A 15,056-nucleotide genomic window follows, 5' to 3' on the forward strand; every position below is an offset into this window, starting at 1 on the left:
CCTCTCGGCGAGTGGCGCGACGCGGCTCCAGCCGGACGGTATTCCGCGAAGGCAAATTAGGTGAGGCCCGGGGACACTGGACACACCGACGCTCTGCACAACGACCGGCACCGGCCCGGTGTTCCGGGCGGCGGCGTGTCCGCCGTCACGCCGCCGTCGGGCCGGGCCCGTGACGTTTGACCGATTCGGGCCCGGGTAGCTGTTCGGCGTGACCGACGACGCGCCCGTGACCGACCAGCCGGACACCCGGCCGCTCGACGAACTGCTCGACGACATTTACCACGGCCAGGAACGGGTCACCCAGGCGGAGATCTACCGCCGCGCGGTGGCCGCCGAACTGCCCGCTGAGCTGCTCACCCGGATCGCCGCGCTGCCCCAGGGCGAGTACGCGGCCGACGAGGCGGCCGACCTGCTCGGCGGGACCGTCGCCTGAGCGGCCCCGGAACGGCACGACGGAGAGGACAGTGGGATGACCGACCGCGACCAGGGGCAGCGACACCACATCGAGGCACTCGGTGATCCGGCGTCGGCGCCGGATCCGAACGGCGACCCGGACTTCGCCGAGGAGCACGAGGAGACCGCGGTGGACGAGGACATCATCACCGGCGAGGACGAGGAACGGCGCGAGCCAGAGGCGCCGCGCGGCTGGGCCGGGGAGAACCACGGCACGTCTCCCACCTGAGCGACCCGAACGAAGGGGCCGGCGCCGCGGCGCCGGCCCCTTTCTCGTGGGCTCACTTCTCCTGGTGCCCGCCCTCGGCCGCCCGCTGGGCCGCCGCGTACCCCATCTGAAGGAAGTCGGAGGCGGCCACCGCGGTCAGCGCGGTCGCGACCAGCCGGGTGAGCCGCGGGGCCAGCACCAGTCCCCCGGTCAGCCCGGTGGCGACCCAGACCGCCAGACAGAACGGGCAGCTCACCAACTCACCGAGGGCGTGCCGGGTGGGGCTGCCCTCGTCCCGGACCTGCTCCATCACCTCGCCACTGCCGATCGGGTGGTCGTAGCGGGTGAACGGCGCGCGCAGCGGACTGGTGATCGCGTCCTTGGACAGCAGCCGGCTGAGCTTGTGGGTCGCGATGCAGAGCAGCACCACGTCGCCCGGCGAGGGCCGCTCCGGGACGGGCCGCCGGGTCGCCTTGACCAGGCCCACGAGGGACGCGGTCACCGCCGCGTACGTGCCCATCGCCTTCAGGTAGCCCTCCAGCGGCCGCTGCTCGTGCGGCGCGTACGCCTGGCGCAGGCGCGCCATCTTCTGCTTCAGGCCCTCCCCGGTCACCCGGCCTCCTCGGTTCTCGTCGCGGGGCCGGCTCAGCCGGCGGTGAGGTTGTCGGCCACCTCGCGGGCGAGACTGGCCAGGATCTCGTCGGCCATTCCGTGATCGGTGCCGGACAGGTCCAGCCGCACCCGGGCGCCGCCCGCATCGGCCGGCTCCACGTCGATGTCCGCCGCCCAGCCGGCGGCGTCGGAGCTCCAGCGCGCCCGCATGTCCTCGCTGTCGACGATCTCCACCCGGTGCGTTCCGGAGCGCCGCAGCGCCTCCGGCAGCCAGGCCGCCGACCGGTCGGGGTCGGTGGCGGTGTTGAACACCACCTCGGGCGGGGCGGACATGCCGCGCTCGGCATGGCTGGCCATCAGGCACCGCCCCGCAGCCGGCTCGGGTCGACCTCGCGGCCGGGGTGTCGGGCGAGGTACTCGGTCTCCAGCTCGGCGGTGCGGCGCAGGTGGTTGGCGAGCGCGGAGTCGGTGGCGTGCCGCAGGGTGTCCAGCCGGGTCCGGTGCAGGCTGTGCATCTCCCGGATCAGGTCCTCGTCGCCCAGCTCGGCCGGGTCCACGCCGAGCAGCTCGCCGTCGATGTCGCCGCTCACCGGGTCCGTCCGGGCGTGGTCGCCGTCCCACTCGCTCACCCGCTGCTCCGGGCTGGCGTCACGGCGTACTGATTCGGTCATCGTCGCCCCCTCGTCTCGTTCGGGCTGGCGTCTAGACGGATGCCCACCGGCAGTGCCACCAAACCCCGCCACCTACGACGCGGCGTCGGAGACGGGCGCGGGCCCCGGTACCCTCGATGGCATGAAGCGGCTCTGGACACCGGCGTGGATCGCCCGCCATGTGGCCATGGTCGTGCTGGTCGTGGGCTTCCTCGGGCTCGGCTGGTGGCAGGTCACCCGGGCCGCCGGGGGCAACACGCTCAGCTTCGGGTACGCGATCGAGTGGCCGGTCTTCGCCGGCTTCGTGGTCTTCGTCTGGTGGCGTGAGGTGCGACACACGCTGCGCGGCACGCCCGAGGAGCCGGCCACCCCGGCGCCGCCGGCGGCCGCCGGGCCCGAACCGGCGACCGGCGCCCCCGCGGTACGCCGGCCCGTGCGGGTCAGCCGCGTGCCGGCCGCCCCGGTCGACGGGGCCGAGGACGGCGACCTCGTCGACTACAACCGCTACCTGTCATGGTTGAACGCCAACCCGGGCGCGAGGCCCGGCGACTACCCCGGCTGACGCCGGCTTCGGAAGGACGGACGACGGTGGGCGGAGCCCTTACCCGGTACCGCGTGATCGCCTGGATCGTGGGCGTGGCGCTGGTGGTGCTGGTCCTGATCGGCATGCCGTTGAAGTACTTCTTCGACAGCCCGACCGTGGTGGCCGTGGTCGGCACCGCGCACGGCTGGCTCTACATGATCTACCTGGCGCTCACCTTCGACCTGTCCCGGCGGGCCGACTTTCCGCTGAAGCGGATGCTGCTGGTGATGCTCGCCGGGACGGTGCCGTTCGTGTCGTTCTACGCCGAGCGCCGGGTGAGCCACTGGCTGGCCGAGGCCGACCGGCCCCGGACCCCGGAGCCGGTCGCCGGCTGACTCACCGGTTCGGCCGCCACACCCCGGCCGAGGCCACCGGGTCCTCCCAGCCGCCCAGGCGCACGCCCTCCCGGGCCCGCCGCAGGGCACGGGTGACCTGGCCGAACTGCCGCTCGTCGTCGCTGCTGAACAGGAGCACCTCGGTGCCCTTGTACCGCCCCCACAGTTCGTACGCCGGGGGACGCCAGCGGTCGCCGATCAGCACCAGCAGCACCGGCAGCAGGCCGACCGCGCCGAGCGTCAGGTACGCGGCCGCGGTGAGCCGCTGCAGCCCGCCGGTGAACCCGAGCAGCACCCCGACCGCGCCGATCAGGGCGGCGCTCACCCCGACCGCCCGCAGGGCGAGCCGGTCGTGCGGGCCACGGGTGGTCCAGACCTGGCTGAGTTCGGCGACCGGCCAGCTGGTCCGGCCGGCGGTGAAGCGTTCGGCGGTGACCACGATGCCGGGGCGGGCGTAGAGGAGGGTCGGGGTGGCCGCCCGGGGCGGGCGGGGCGGGCGGGTGGTGGAGCCATCGGTCTGCACGGCGTCCTCCCAGGGATCGCGCGCCGGGCGTCCGCGCCACCGTTGACGCACGTCGATGGGGTCTGGCGGGATTCCCGGTTCCGCGCTTCATTGTGTGGCGCACGCGCCACCCAAGCCGGGGCGTTTTCCCTGGCGAGGGACGCGTCAGCGCAGCATGCACCGCCGGAAAAAGACCGTCATTTTTGCCTTTATCGGCATTTTCGCCGGAGGGGCATGGCGACATACGCCCAGAACGACGAATCGGGCCAGCGGCGCCAACCAGCCCATCCGGCGCCGCCCCGCCACCATCGGCCGGCGAACCGGTCACGAAGCGTCACTGTCATCAGTTTCACTTTCCGACACTTTGCCAACATTCGCCCCTGCTTCAACTCCCGCCCACTCTCGTCCCGGGTTAGGTTGTGCAGGCCGGTCCGGTCGACCGCCATCCACCCGGATGGCTCCGGGCCGGTGTCGCCGGGGCGCACCACGGTCCCGGCGAGCGTCGGAGAGGAGCTTTCCGCTCTTGTCGTCCTTACGGATGCTGCTGCGCGCGTTGGCGGTGGCCGGCCTCTCGGCCGCGCTGATCGCGCCGGCATCGGTGGCTCGGGCCACGCCCACTCCCGCCGAGCTGACCAAGCAGATCGAGAAGTCCTCGACTGAGCTGGAGCGAATCGTCGAGTCCTACAACAAGCTCAACGAGGAGATCAAGGCCAACAAGGCCACCGCGGCCACGTTGCAGACCCGGATCGGCCCGCTGCAGGCGCAGACCGAGCAGAGCCGCGCCGAGGTGGGCATCCTCGCCGTCACCGCGTACAAGACCGGCGGGCTGCGGACCGCGCAGGCGCTGCTGGAGCCGGGCAGCTCGATCACCCTGCCCGAGCGGCTGGGCGCCCTGGACCAGTTGACCCGGCAGCGCCAGGCAACTCTCAACGGCTTCACCGAGAACCAGCGCAAGCTGATCGACCAGAAGACCCGACTGGACGCCACCCTGGCCCGGCAGGCCGCCCAGGCCAAGCAGCTCTCGGCGGGCAAGAAGAAGATCGAGACCGACCTCGCCAAGCTCTACCAGCTGCGGCGGCAGGCGTACGGCCGGGCCACCGAGGCGCCGACCAGGTCCACCAGCAGCGCGCCGAACATCTCCGGTTCGGCCGGCGTGGCGGTGCGCTACGCGTACGGCGCGATCGGCAAGCCGTACGTCTACGGTGCCGACGGGCCCGACGGCTACGACTGCTCGGGCCTCACCCTGGCGTCCTGGCGGGCGGCCGGCAAGTCGCTGCCGCACAACGCGGCGATGCAGTGGGACGCCACCGCTCGGATCAGCCGCACCTCACTGCAGCCGGGCGACCTCGTCTTCTACGAAGGGCTGGGGCACGTTTCGCTCTACGTGGGCAGCGGTCAGATCATCGACGCGCCCAGCGCGGGCCGCAACGTCCTGAAGCGCGACATGAACATCATGCCCATCGCCGGCTACGGCCGGGTGCGCTGACCCCTCGACACGACGAACGGCCGGCGTCCCCCTATCGGACGCCGGCCGTTCGTTGTGTCAATTACTACCAGCTCAGGCCGCCTGCAGCCCCTCGGCGCGAGCCAGCTCGCGGAGCCGGCCGAGGGCCTGGATCTCCAGCTGGCGGATCCGCTCCCGGGAGAGCGAGAACCGCGAGGCGACCTCGGTCAGCGAGTGCTCCCGGCCGTCCTCGAGGCCGTACCGGGCCCGCATGATGCCGGCGGAACGGTCGTCGAGGTGGTTGAGCAGACCCTCGATCCGCTGCCGCTCCAGACCGGTGAGAACGATCTCCTCCGGCGACGGGGCGTCGCTGTCGGCGACCAGGTCGCCGAGGTTGGTGTCGCCGTCGTCGCCGACCGGGGTGTCCAGCGACACGGTGTCCTGCGACCAGCGGACCAGCTCGTTGACCCGCTCGACGGTCACGCCGAGCGCCGCCGCGATCTGCTCCGGCTCCGGGTCGCTGCCCAGCTCACGGGTGAGCTGGCGGGCCACGTTCCGCATCCGGTTGACGTCCTCGACCAGGTGCACGGGCAGCCGCACCGTCCGCTCCTGCTGGGCGATCGCCCGGCTGATGGCCTGGCGGATCCACCAGGTCGCGTAGGTGGAGAACTTGTAACCGCGCTCGTAGTCGAACTTCTCGACCGCCCGGACCAGGCCGGTGTTGCCCTCCTGGATCAGATCCAGCATGGGCATGCCCGAGCGCACGTAGCGGCGGGCGATCGACACGACCAGTCGCAGGTTGGCGCGGATGAACAGGTCCTTCGCGCGCTCACCCTCGACGACCAGCCGCTCCAGCTCCTCCCGGTCGACGCCGGCCGGGACGCGGTCCTCGTCGAGCAGGTGCTCGGCGTAGAGGCCGGCCTCGATCGCCTTGGAGAGGTCGACCTCCTTGGCGGCGTCCAGCAGCGGCGTCCGGGAGATCTCGTGCAGGTAGACGCCGACCAGGTCCCGCTCCTCGGCGACCTCGTCGGTACGCATGCCGATGTTCTTGTCCACGATTGCCACGGTCCCCTCGCTCGCGCCGGTTGCCCGGTTCCTTGCCATCCCCACGTTCATCAGCCCTCCCCGTAACCTCTGCTGTGCCCGTAGGTGCTGACACCTACACAACAGACGAGACGCGTCGGGGATTCCATGTCGTGAGTCGAAACTGTCACGAATGCCTGAGTAGTAGCTGAGAGCCCGGTCCATGTTTGCTGTCAGGGCCCCGCTCGGGTGGCTCGCGTACGCCCTGCTGGACAGGGCGCCGGAGCAGCGGAATCAGCGTCCGCCCATGGAATCGCACCATTGCGAAATCCATGAACACAGCGACCCGCGTCACCGCGTCATTGCGATCCTGGTCACTGCCACATACGCGTCCGTGGACCGGTCGGTTCAGCCACGGGTGAGGATTACCCCACGCCTCCTTGAACAATCCGCAGCGCGGGAGACGTCCCCGCCGCGGCGTGATTCGCGTCGCACCGGGGACGTGGCTGCGGGGACGGGGGGCGCGGGCCGGTCAGGAGGCGAGCAGGGCCAGCGCGCCGCGTACCTGGTCGGCGGAGCGGGCCAGCGCGGCCCGGGCGGCGGAGACCTCCGCGCCGGAGACCAGCGAGACCAGGGCGGTCTTGAGGTCGCCGTCGGCCTCGTGCAGGGCCACCCGGCAGACCTCCTCGGCGCAGCCGGTGGCCTCCATCAGGATCGAGATCATCCGGCCGCGCAGCTTGGCGTTGGTGGCCACCATGTCGATCATGAGGTTCGAGTAGACCCGCCCGAGGCGCACCATGACGGCCGTGGAGAAGGTGTTGAGCACCAACTTCTGCGCGGTGCCCGCCTTCATCCGGGTCGACCCGGTGACCACCTCCGGTCCGGTGTCCACCCCGATGAAGACGTCCACCGACGAGGCGGCGTCGGCCTCCGGATTGGCGCAGAGCAGCACGGTCGAGGCGCCCTGGGCCCGGGACGCGGCGAGCGCCCCCAGGACGTACGGGGTGCGTCCGCTGGCCGCCAGGCCGACCACCAGGTCGCCGGGGCGTACGCAGTCGGTGGCCTCGGCGGACCCGCCGCGCTCGTCGTCCTCGGCGTCCTCCACGGCCCGCCACATCGCCTCCGGCCCGCCGGCCAGGTGGGCGCAGAACCAGTGTCGCGGCGAGTTGAAGGTCGGCGCGAGCTCGGCGGCGTCCAGCACGCCGAGCCGGCCGGAGGTGCCGGCGCCGAAGTAGTGCACCCGGTGCCCGCCGCGCAGCGCGGCCACCGCCAGGTCGACGGTCTCCGCGATCTCGTCGAGGACGGCGGCCACTGCCGCCGGCACCCGCCGGTCCGCCTCGTTGATCACGGTGAGCACGTCGCGGGTCGACATCAGGTCGAGGTCGAGGCTGTGCGGGTTGCGCCGCTCGGTGGGCGCACCCACCCGTACCACGGGCCGCACCTCGGCGACCTCGTCCGGCTCCACCGTCATGCCCGCCTCCGGCCGGAGCCGACCCGGTGCGACTGGACCGCCTCGGCCGTCACCTCCAGCGCCTTCTTGGCCTTGGCCCGGCTGCGCGCCGCCACGCCGACGAAGAGGCAGTCGACCACGGTGAGCTGGGCCAGCCGGCTGGCCATCGCGCCGGAGCGGTACGTGGTCTCCCGGGCGGCGGTGGTGAGCACGTGGTCGGCCACCTCGGTGATCGGCGACCGGGGGAAGTTCGTCAGCGCCACCGTGGTGGCGCCCCGGGCCCGGGCCTGCTCCAGCACCTCGATGACGTCCGAGGTGGTGCCGGTGTGCGAGATGCCGACCGCGACGTCGCCCCGGCCGAGCAGCGCGGCCGAGGTCAGCGCGGTGTGCACGTCCGGGAAGTAGAAGGCGGTCCGGCCGATCCGGTGCAGCTTCTGCTGGAAGTCGGAGGCGACGAAGCCGCTGGCGCCGGCGCCGTAGACGTCGATCCGGCCGGCCGCCGCGATCGCCTCGACCACCTGCTCGCAGACCGCCGGGTCGAGCTGCTCGGCGGTCTCCTCGACGGCGCGGGCGTCGTTGAACGCGATGGTCGCGATGATCTGCGCGAGGTCGGCCCCCGGCGGAATGTCACCGCCGACCACCCGGGCGTCCGGCGGCTCGACCCGGCGGGCGGCCTCGGCGGCGAGCCGGATCCGCAGCTGGGGGTAGCCGTCCATGCCGACCGACCGGCAGAACCGGATGACGGTGGCCTCCGAGGTCTCGGCGGCGGTGGCGAGGTCGGTGATGGTGCGCCGGGCGGCGTCCGCCGGGTCGGCCACGACCAGCCGGGCCACCCGCTGCTCGGCCGGGGACAGCGACGGGAGCAGGCCACTGATGTGGACGATCAGTCCACCGGGCTCGTGACTCGCAGAAATCTTCGGACTCTTCGCCACGGATGAAACTTACTTTCACGAGGCGTGACCGTCAACCATGACGGCGCGTATCGGGAAAAGTACCGCCTTCCGCGCGGGTCCCACCCGGCAAGGGTGCCATTCCCGCAGCCCGGCCGCCTCCTCCGGTCCGGTCGACTCGGCCACGCCGGCCCACCGGCGGATCGGCCGTCGTGCACCTGACACCGGCCGGACGGTCGGGTCGGGTCACCGGACGGCCGGCCCGACCGGCCGGACCCGGACGGGCCGGCACCGACCGGGCCGGATCGCGCCCCGACCACCGCCGCGCGGGGCGGGCCGCTAGCGTGTGGCCATGGCGGAGCGCACGGTGCTGGTGAGCGGGGGCTCGGGCGGGCTGGGCGGAGCGGTCACCGCCGCCTTTCTGAGGGCCGGCTGGCGGGTGGTCGTACCGGAACGGGAGGGTCGCGGGACGGCCGGTCCGGTCCGCGTCGCGGCCGACCTGCTGGATCCCGAGGGGGCGGCGCGGGCCGTGGCGGCGGCCACCGCCGAGCCGGCGGCGCCGCTGCGCGCGGTGGTCAACCTGGTCGGCGGGTACGCCAGCGGCGGGCTGGTGCACGAGACCCCGGTCGAGGAGTTCGACCGGATGCTACGGATCAATCTGCGCCCGACGTACCTGGTCACCCAGGCGGCGTTGCCGCACCTGGTGGCGGCCGGCGGCGGCGCGGTGGTCTGCGTCTCGGCGCGGGCGGCGGTGGCCCCCTTTCCCGGCGCGGCCGGCTACGCCACGGCCAAGGCGGCGGTGCTCGCCTTCGCCAACGCGGTCGCGGTCGAGTACCGGCAGCACGGGGTCCGGTGCAACACGGTGCTGCCCAGCGTCATCGACACGCCGGCCAACCGGGCCGCCCAGCCGGACGCCGATCACCGGCGGTGGGTCCCGCCGGCCGAGATCGCCGGGGTGATCCGCTTCCTGGCCTCCGACGAGTCGGCGCCGACCAGCGGCGCGAGCATCCCGGTCTACGGGCGGGCCTGAGCCGGGACCGGACCGTCCCGCCCCTTGGGCGGCCGGTTGCCACCGGCGGCTGTCGGCGGCTCGCCCGGGAGCCACTCCGTCAGGTGGGCGCGGATCAGGCGGGACACCTCCTCGGGCGAACCGTTCGCGTCGACCACCACGAAGCTGGCGTACTCCGGCAGCGTCCGGTAGGCGGTGGCGGCGGCGGTGAGCCATCGCATGCTCTCGTGGTCGGTGCCGCGGCGCTCGATCCGCCGGTACGCCTCGGCCGGGTCGACGGCAAGCAGGAAGGTGACCTGGGGCGCCGGGAAGACCCGGTAGCCGGCCCGGGCCAGCCGCTCCCAGCGCTGCCCGCCGTGCGCCCGGATGCTGGCGTACTGGCAGGCGGCGTAGCGATCCATCACCGCGGTCCGGCCGGTGACCAGGCAGCTCAGCAGCGCCAGGGCGATGGCCAGCCAGCGGAGCACGGACTCGACCGCGAGCAGGCCGTCCCGGCCGACCAGGCGTTGCGCGTCCGGCCGGCCGAGCCGGTGGGCGACCCGGCCGAGCCAGCGCCGGCCGCCGGCGTTGCGGTGGTAGGTGGCGGGGTGGCCCGCGGCGGTGAGCGCCTCGGCGAGCCGGTGGGCCTGGGTGGTCTTGCCCGAGCCGTCGATGCCGATCAGGGCGACGGCGCGCAGTCGGGCCCTGCCGCGCCGCACCCGCAGTGACCTGGCCACCTCGCCGAGGCTAGCCGACCGGCGCTCCTCCTTGACGGTTTGTCCGCATCTGCCCCGTCCCGCCCCGGGCGCGACGGCCACAGGTGTGGCTGAACGGTTCGCCGGGTACGCAACTTCATTCCCACCGCCACCCACGACGACGGGAGACCCAGATGGCCGAGCGCGGGGACGAAACCCTGGTGCACACCCTGAAGAAGGTCGCCGCCGTGCTCAAGCAGTCCGAGATCCCCTTCGCGCTCGGGGGGAGCTTCGCCGTGTACGCCCACGGCGGCCACTCCAGCGAGCACGACGTGGACTTCCTGATCCGCGAACAGGACGTGGACCGGGCACTGGAGGCGCTGGTCGAGGCCGGCTTCACCGCCGAGCGCCCGCCGGAGGACTGGCTGGTCAAGGTCTACGACGAGGGGCGCATGGTGGACCTGATCCACCGGCCGATCGAGACCCCGGTGACCGAGGAGACCTTCGCCGACACCATCGTCCGACCGGTCGACGCGATCCACATGCCGGTGCTCTCGGCCAGCCAGCTCATGGTGCACAAGCTGCTCAGCTTCTCCCAGCACTACTGCGACTTCGCCCGCGCCCTGCCGCTGGCCCGCTCGCTGCGGGAACAGATCGACTGGGAACGGGTACGGAAGGAGACGCAGCACTCGCCGTACGCCGAGGCGTTCCTGGTGCTGCTCGACCGGCTGGACGTGCTGCCCGGCGGCACGTCCGCAGGAAGGGAGATCCCGTGACCGGACAGCCCGGCGACGCGCCGCCCGACGAGTACGTCGAGGCGGAGATCCAGAGCATGCTGGCCGAGGACCCGTCCGTCGCCGAACAGGGCATCACCGTGGTCCGGCGCGAGCGCGGCCTGGTGCTCTACGGCGAGGTGGAGAGCCCGCACCGGCGGGAGGAGATCCTGCGCCGGGTGGCCGAGCGCTTCCCCGACGTGCCGATCACCAGCGACATCGGCGTGACCCGCACCCAGGCGCCCAGCCAGGTCGAGGAGCTGCCGTGAGGGAGGTTCGATCGTGATCCGGATCGCCGCCGTCGGGGACGTGCACCTGGACGAGGACGTGGTCGGCCGGTTCCGGCCGGCGCTGGAGGAGCTGCCCGACTGCGCGGACGTGCTGCTGCTCGCCGGCGACCTGACCCGGCACGGGACCGAGGCCGAGGCGCGGTGCGTGGCGCAGGAGTTCGGGAACCTCGGGGTGCCGGTGATCACCGTGCTGGGCAACCACGACCACCAGTGCGACCAGGTGCCGCAGGTGGTCAAGGTGCTGGAGGACGTGGGAATCACCGTCCTGGAGGGAAACGGGATCGTGCTGGAGTGCGCCGGCGGCCGGCTCGGCGTGGCCGGCGCGAAGGGCTTCGGCGGCGGGTTCGCCGGGCGCTGCGCCAGCGACTTCGGCGAGCCGGAGATGAAGGCGTTCGTCCGGACGACCAAGGACAGCGCGGACACGCTGGGCGAGGCGCTGCGCGGGCTGGACTGCGACCTGCTGGTCGCGCTGACCCACTACTCCCCCGTGCCGGACACGCTGGCCGGCGAACCGCTGGAGATCTACCCGTTCCTCGGCTGCTACCAGCTCGGGCAGGCGATCGACTCGGCACCCACCGCGCTGGCCCTGCACGGGCACGCCCACCACGGCACCGAGCGTGGCACCACCCCGGGTGGTGTCCGGGTCCGCAACGTCGCCCACCCAGTGATCAAGCAGGCGTACAGCATCTTCCACCTGGGCGACCACCTCGACCGATCATGAGGGTTTGAGACCGAGGAAGAAGGGTATTGATGATCGCATGTTGAGCCTGCTTCTTTGGATTCTCGCAGTCGTACTGGTGGTCGCCGGCATCCTCGCGCTGTTCCGCCGGCAGATCCTGTGGGGCATCGTCCTCATCATCATCGGCCTGCTGGTCGGCCCGGGCGGCGTCAGCATCTTCACCTGATCCTGATCCGCGTCTTCCTCATACCCCCTGACCCGCCGGGGTCGTCGGGCCCGGAGTTCCGTCCTCCCAGACAGGAACCACCGGCCCCGACGACCCCGGCGTTTCACGTCCGCGGCGGTTTGTCCGATCCGGGCTTCAGGGCATCCGGTGACATGACCGTCTCGGGAAGCATCCGCCGGCTCGGCCGGGCCGGGAAGGGCTGGGCACTGCTCGCGTTCGGCGCGGCGGTGACCGCCGCGGCGGCAGTCGGCGGACTCGGCGTGCAGGGCGCCCGGCAGGAGTACGCCGGCCTCGAACGGCCCTCCTGGGCGCCCCCGGCCTGGCTCTTCGACCCGGTCTGGACCCTCCTCTACGCGTTGATCGCGCTGGCCGGCTGGCTGGTCTGGCGGCGGGTCGGGTGGGGACCGGCGCTCTGGGCCTGGGCCGCCCAGCTCGCCCTGAACGCGCTCTGGACCCCGCTCTTCTTCGCCGCCGGACGGTACGGCCTGGCCTTCGCCGAGCTGGTGCTGATGTGGCTGGCCATCGGGGTGACCGTGGACCGGTTCCGGCGGGTCTCCGGCCCCGCGGCCGGCCTGATGCTCACCTACTGGGCCTGGGTCACCTTCGCCGGCGCCCTCAACCTCGCAATTTGGCGGCTGAACACCTGACCCGGCCCCCGGCGCGCCGATCACGAAGTTGGCGGCGGTGTGGATCTCCACAGGTGCCGCCAACTTCATGATCGACGAGCTCGGTGGGGTCAGCAGCGTGGCACGCCGGGGATGTAGCCGTCGTAGCCGGTGTAGACGTACGCGTCGGAGACGTACTTCCCGGTGCCGATCCGGTCCCAGATCGAGCTGGTGCCGTACGTGCCGGTGACCGAGCTGCCGCTGGTCTGGCAGTAGATCGTCACCCTGGCGCCGTCGGCGACCGAGCCGACCGCGTCGTAGCCGGTGCCCGGGCCGGAGCGGATCGTCAGGCTCGCCCCGGAGGTGGTGTTGACCGTCCCCACGCCGTAGTTCGTGCCGGAGCAGCCGTTGTCGCTGGTGTACGTCTTGGTGCCCCAGTAGAGGGCGAGTGCCCCGTTGAAGCGGACCTGGATGTCGTTGCCGTTGAGCCGCTGCTCGTAGTGCAGGTGCGGGCCGGTGGAACCGCCGGTGCTGCCCACGTACCCGATCACCTTGCCGTAGCCGACGGTCTGCCCGACCGAGACGTTGAAGGCGCTCAGGTGGGCGTAGTAGGTGGTGTAACCGTTGCCGTGGTCGATCCGCACGTACTTGCCGTAGCTCGTGCCACCGAGGTCGGTCACCCGATCCACCGTGCCGGGCGCGCTGGCCACCACCGGGTCACCGAGGTCATCGGTGCGGTTGAAGTCGATAGCGTAGGCCGGGCTGTGGTCGGACCTGGTCTGGCCGGACCAGGACTGGTCGCAGGGGAACGGGACCTTGAAGGTCGGAGCTGCCATGGCCGGGGTCGCCGGCACCAGGATCGCCGCGAGGAGCGCGCCCACGGCCGCGAGGCTGAGCCACCGCTTACGCATCCACTGCCTCCTATGTTGAAAGTTTTCGATGTGATGCGGACAGCGTGACAGAAAGTTCCATCGATGGGAAGGGGGCCCCCACCGGCGGGATCAGCGGAGCGTGGGAGCGCACCCACGGCCGGTGAGCGGGTTTCGGGATTGTTACCTGGCCGTGTCCGGTAGGGGCTGGACCCGGCGGGATGCAAGCGCTTACATGTGGGGACGACCATCGGACCGGCGCGGGTTCGATTCCCCCACGCGCCGGCTAGGAAGGAGATCGGCATGGCGTTTGCCAGATCGCGCCAGGCTCTCGCGATCGCCGGCGTTCTGGGGCTGGCGCTCGGCGTCACCGCCTGCGGCACCGGCAACGACAAGAAGAGCGGCAAGGCGAGCTCTCCGGAGTGCGCCGCATACGAGAAGTACCAGGGCCACGACGGCAAGAAGGTCACGATCTACTCGTCGATCCGGGACATCGAGGCCGACCGCCTGGACCAGTCCTGGAAGCAGTTCGAGGACTGCACCGGCATCGACATCGACCACGAGGGCTCGGGCGAGTTCGAGGCCCAGATCGGCGTCCGGGTGGACGGCGGCAACGCCCCCGACCTGGCCTTCATCCCCCAGCCGGGCCTGCTCAAGCGGTTCGCCGACGCGGGCAAGCTCAAGCCGGTCGGCGCCGACACCAAGGCGCTGGCGGAGCAGAACTTCACCCCCGACTGGCTGAAGTACAGCACCGTCAACGGCACGCTCTACGGCGTTCCGCTCGGCTCCAACGTCAAGTCGTACGTGTGGTACTCGCCGAAGACCTTCAAGGAGAAGGGCTGGACCGTCCCCACCACCTGGGACGAGATGATCGCCCTGAGCGACAAGATCGCGGCGAGCGGCACCAAGCCGTGGTGCGCCGGCATCGAGTCCGGTGACGCGACCGGCTGGCCGGCCACCGACTGGATCGAGGACGTGATGCTGCGGACGGCGGGCCCCGAGGTCTATGACCAGTGGACCACCCACGGCATCCCGTTCAACGACCCGCAGGTCGCCGCGGCGGTCGACAAGGCCGGCACCATCCTCAAGAACGAGAAGTACGTCAACGGCGGCTTCGGCGGCGTGAAGAGCATCGCCACCACCTCCTTCCAGGAGGCCGGCACGCCGATCATCAAGAACAAGTGCGCCCTGCACCGGCAGGCGTCCTTCTACGCCAACCAGTGGCCGCAGGGCACCAAGGTGGCCGAGGACGGCGACGTCTTCGCGTTCTACTTCCCGGCCGTCGACCCGGCCAAGGGCAAGCCGGTGCTGGGTGCCGGCGAGTTCGTCGCGGCCTTCGCCGACCGTCCCGAGGTCCAGGCGGTGCAGACCTACCTGGCCTCCGGCGAGTACGTCAACAGCCGCGCCAAGATCGGCGACTGGCTGTCGGCGAACAAGAAGCTCGACATCAACAACGTGCCCAACCCGGTGGACAAGCTCTCCGTCCAGATCCTGCAGGACCCGAAGACCGTCTTCCGCTTCGACGGCTCGGACCTGATGCCGGCCGCGGTCGGCGCGGGCACCTTCTGGAAGGGCATGGTCGACTGGATCAACGGCAAGGACACTGCCACGGTCCTGAACGGCATCGAGAACAGCTGGCCGAAGTGATCTGAGCCGGTGGTGGGGGGGGGGGGCGGGGGGGGGGGGAACGACCGAGCCGAACCCCCGGAGGGGGGGGGGGGGGTTGGGTTTTGTGGGGAGGAAAGAAAGGTCCCCCGCTGTTTTTGGGGTTTGTTTTTTTT

21 protein-coding genes are annotated in these 15,056 nt (G+C 71.7%); 12 read left to right on the plus strand and 9 right to left on the minus strand.

What is annotated here, in order from left to right; genetic code table 11:
• Nucleotides 1-199 precede the first annotated feature (199 nt).
• Nucleotides 200-433 (plus strand): hypothetical protein, encoded by a 234-nt coding sequence (locus ACZ6S5_RS34045; RefSeq protein ID WP_466006416.1) that lies wholly within the window; start codon nucleotides 200-202, stop codon nucleotides 431-433.
• 36 nt (nucleotides 434-469) lie between these two features.
• A complete protein-coding gene (locus tag ACZ6S5_RS34050; protein WP_466006401.1) occupies nucleotides 470-682 on the plus strand; it encodes a hypothetical protein in 213 nt (70 codons plus the stop codon).
• 52 nt (nucleotides 683-734) lie between these two features.
• On the opposite strand, the gene ACZ6S5_RS34055 is transcribed toward ACZ6S5_RS34050, so the two are convergent.
• Genes ACZ6S5_RS34055 through ACZ6S5_RS34065 form a run of 3 tightly spaced genes read right to left on the minus strand, consistent with a single transcriptional unit; the run spans nucleotide 735 to nucleotide 1,944 of the window.
• Nucleotides 735-1,247 (minus strand): DUF1360 domain-containing protein, encoded by a 513-nt coding sequence (locus ACZ6S5_RS34055; protein WP_466006417.1) that lies wholly within the window; start codon nucleotides 1,245-1,247, stop codon nucleotides 735-737.
• 59 nt (nucleotides 1,248-1,306) lie between these two features.
• The gene (locus ACZ6S5_RS34060) at nucleotides 1,307-1,630 is read right to left on the minus strand and encodes a hypothetical protein (RefSeq protein WP_466006402.1); all 324 of its coding nucleotides are present in this window, start codon (nucleotides 1,628-1,630) and stop codon (nucleotides 1,307-1,309) included.
• On the minus strand, nucleotides 1,630-1,944 hold the full coding sequence (locus ACZ6S5_RS34065; protein WP_466006403.1) for a DUF6158 family protein: 315 nt from the start codon (nucleotides 1,942-1,944) through the stop codon (nucleotides 1,630-1,632). Before ACZ6S5_RS34065 ends, ACZ6S5_RS34060 begins: the two co-directional genes overlap by 1 nt.
• 121 nt (nucleotides 1,945-2,065) lie before the next feature.
• On the opposite strand from ACZ6S5_RS34065, the gene ACZ6S5_RS34070 reads away from it, so the two are divergent.
• Nucleotides 2,066-2,485 carry a hypothetical protein gene (locus ACZ6S5_RS34070; RefSeq protein ID WP_466006404.1) on the plus strand — a complete coding sequence of 140 codons (420 nt, stop codon included), beginning with the start codon at nucleotides 2,066-2,068 and terminating at the stop codon, nucleotides 2,483-2,485.
• Nucleotides 2,486-2,511: 26 nt separating this feature from the next.
• On the plus strand, nucleotides 2,512-2,841 hold the full coding sequence (locus tag ACZ6S5_RS34075; protein ID WP_466006405.1) for a DUF3817 domain-containing protein: 330 nt from the start codon (nucleotides 2,512-2,514) through the stop codon (nucleotides 2,839-2,841).
• Between the two features lies 1 nt (nucleotide 2,842).
• Here the strand turns inward: ACZ6S5_RS34075 and ACZ6S5_RS34080 are convergent, their stop codons facing one another.
• Nucleotides 2,843-3,364, minus strand: coding sequence for a DUF6232 family protein (locus tag ACZ6S5_RS34080; protein ID WP_466006406.1), 522 nt, complete (start codon nucleotides 3,362-3,364; stop codon nucleotides 2,843-2,845).
• 502 nt (nucleotides 3,365-3,866) lie between these two features.
• Here ACZ6S5_RS34080 and ACZ6S5_RS34085 point away from each other — a divergent pair.
• Nucleotides 3,867-4,829, plus strand: a complete 963-nt coding sequence (locus ACZ6S5_RS34085; RefSeq protein ID WP_466006407.1) for a C40 family peptidase — start codon at nucleotides 3,867-3,869, stop codon at nucleotides 4,827-4,829.
• Between the two features lie 72 nt (nucleotides 4,830-4,901).
• Here ACZ6S5_RS34085 and ACZ6S5_RS34090 read toward each other — a convergent pair whose 3' ends face one another.
• The 3 genes from ACZ6S5_RS34090 to ACZ6S5_RS34100 all read right to left on the minus strand — a co-directional run bounded on the left by ACZ6S5_RS34090 (nucleotide 4,902) and on the right by ACZ6S5_RS34100 (nucleotide 8,192).
• Complete coding sequence (locus ACZ6S5_RS34090; protein ID WP_466006418.1) at nucleotides 4,902-5,891, minus strand: sigma-70 family RNA polymerase sigma factor; 990 nt, start codon at nucleotides 5,889-5,891, stop codon at nucleotides 4,902-4,904.
• 451 nt (nucleotides 5,892-6,342) lie between these two features.
• Nucleotides 6,343-7,281 (minus strand): N-acetylmuramic acid 6-phosphate etherase, encoded by a 939-nt coding sequence (gene murQ, locus ACZ6S5_RS34095; protein ID WP_466006408.1) that lies wholly within the window; start codon nucleotides 7,279-7,281, stop codon nucleotides 6,343-6,345.
• Nucleotides 7,278-8,192, minus strand: a complete 915-nt coding sequence (locus tag ACZ6S5_RS34100; RefSeq protein WP_466006409.1) for a MurR/RpiR family transcriptional regulator — start codon at nucleotides 8,190-8,192, stop codon at nucleotides 7,278-7,280. The genes murQ and ACZ6S5_RS34100 overlap by 4 nt, the downstream gene beginning before the upstream one ends.
• Nucleotides 8,193-8,502: 310 nt before the next feature.
• On the opposite strand from ACZ6S5_RS34100, the gene ACZ6S5_RS34105 reads away from it, so the two are divergent.
• Nucleotides 8,503-9,180 carry an SDR family NAD(P)-dependent oxidoreductase gene (locus ACZ6S5_RS34105; protein ID WP_466006410.1) on the plus strand — a complete coding sequence of 226 codons (678 nt, stop codon included), beginning with the start codon at nucleotides 8,503-8,505 and terminating at the stop codon, nucleotides 9,178-9,180.
• Here the strand turns inward: ACZ6S5_RS34105 and ACZ6S5_RS34110 are convergent.
• The gene (locus tag ACZ6S5_RS34110) at nucleotides 9,165-9,875 is read right to left on the minus strand and encodes a dTMP kinase (RefSeq protein ID WP_466006411.1); all 711 of its coding nucleotides are present in this window, start codon (nucleotides 9,873-9,875) and stop codon (nucleotides 9,165-9,167) included. The genes ACZ6S5_RS34105 and ACZ6S5_RS34110 overlap by 16 nt on opposite strands.
• An 83-nt stretch (nucleotides 9,876-9,958) precedes the next feature.
• On the opposite strand from ACZ6S5_RS34110, the gene ACZ6S5_RS34115 reads away from it, so the two are divergent.
• From ACZ6S5_RS34115 to ACZ6S5_RS34135, 5 genes are all read left to right on the plus strand, one after another.
• Nucleotides 9,959-10,609 (plus strand): nucleotidyltransferase, encoded by a 651-nt coding sequence (locus ACZ6S5_RS34115; protein WP_466006412.1) that lies wholly within the window; start codon nucleotides 9,959-9,961, stop codon nucleotides 10,607-10,609.
• Nucleotides 10,610-10,665: 56 nt separating this feature from the next.
• Nucleotides 10,666-10,875, plus strand: a complete 210-nt coding sequence (locus tag ACZ6S5_RS34120) for a hypothetical protein (protein WP_204335527.1) — start codon at nucleotides 10,666-10,668, stop codon at nucleotides 10,873-10,875.
• Nucleotides 10,876-10,885: 10 nt separating this feature from the next.
• Entirely contained in the window at nucleotides 10,886-11,617 is a 732-nt protein-coding gene (locus tag ACZ6S5_RS34125; RefSeq protein ID WP_466006419.1) for a metallophosphoesterase family protein, read from the plus strand.
• Nucleotides 11,618-11,657: 40 nt separating this feature from the next.
• Nucleotides 11,658-11,801 (plus strand): GPGG-motif small membrane protein, encoded by a 144-nt coding sequence (locus ACZ6S5_RS34130; protein ID WP_233601029.1) that lies wholly within the window; start codon nucleotides 11,658-11,660, stop codon nucleotides 11,799-11,801.
• Between the two features lie 152 nt (nucleotides 11,802-11,953).
• The gene (locus ACZ6S5_RS34135) at nucleotides 11,954-12,448 is read left to right on the plus strand and encodes a TspO/MBR family protein (RefSeq protein ID WP_466006413.1); all 495 of its coding nucleotides are present in this window, start codon (nucleotides 11,954-11,956) and stop codon (nucleotides 12,446-12,448) included.
• 89 nt (nucleotides 12,449-12,537) lie between these two features.
• On the opposite strand, the gene ACZ6S5_RS34140 is transcribed toward ACZ6S5_RS34135, so the two are convergent.
• On the minus strand, nucleotides 12,538-13,317 hold the full coding sequence (locus ACZ6S5_RS34140; RefSeq protein WP_466006414.1) for a M23 family metallopeptidase: 780 nt from the start codon (nucleotides 13,315-13,317) through the stop codon (nucleotides 12,538-12,540).
• 261 nt (nucleotides 13,318-13,578) lie between these two features.
• On the opposite strand from ACZ6S5_RS34140, the gene ACZ6S5_RS34145 reads away from it, so the two are divergent.
• Nucleotides 13,579-14,922: an ABC transporter substrate-binding protein gene (locus ACZ6S5_RS34145; RefSeq protein WP_466006415.1), complete on the plus strand. Its 1,344-nt coding sequence runs from the start codon at nucleotides 13,579-13,581 to the stop codon at nucleotides 14,920-14,922.
• The last annotated feature ends 134 nt before the right edge of the window (nucleotides 14,923-15,056 follow it).

This window comes from Micromonospora sp. NPDC051924 (assembly GCF_055586005.1).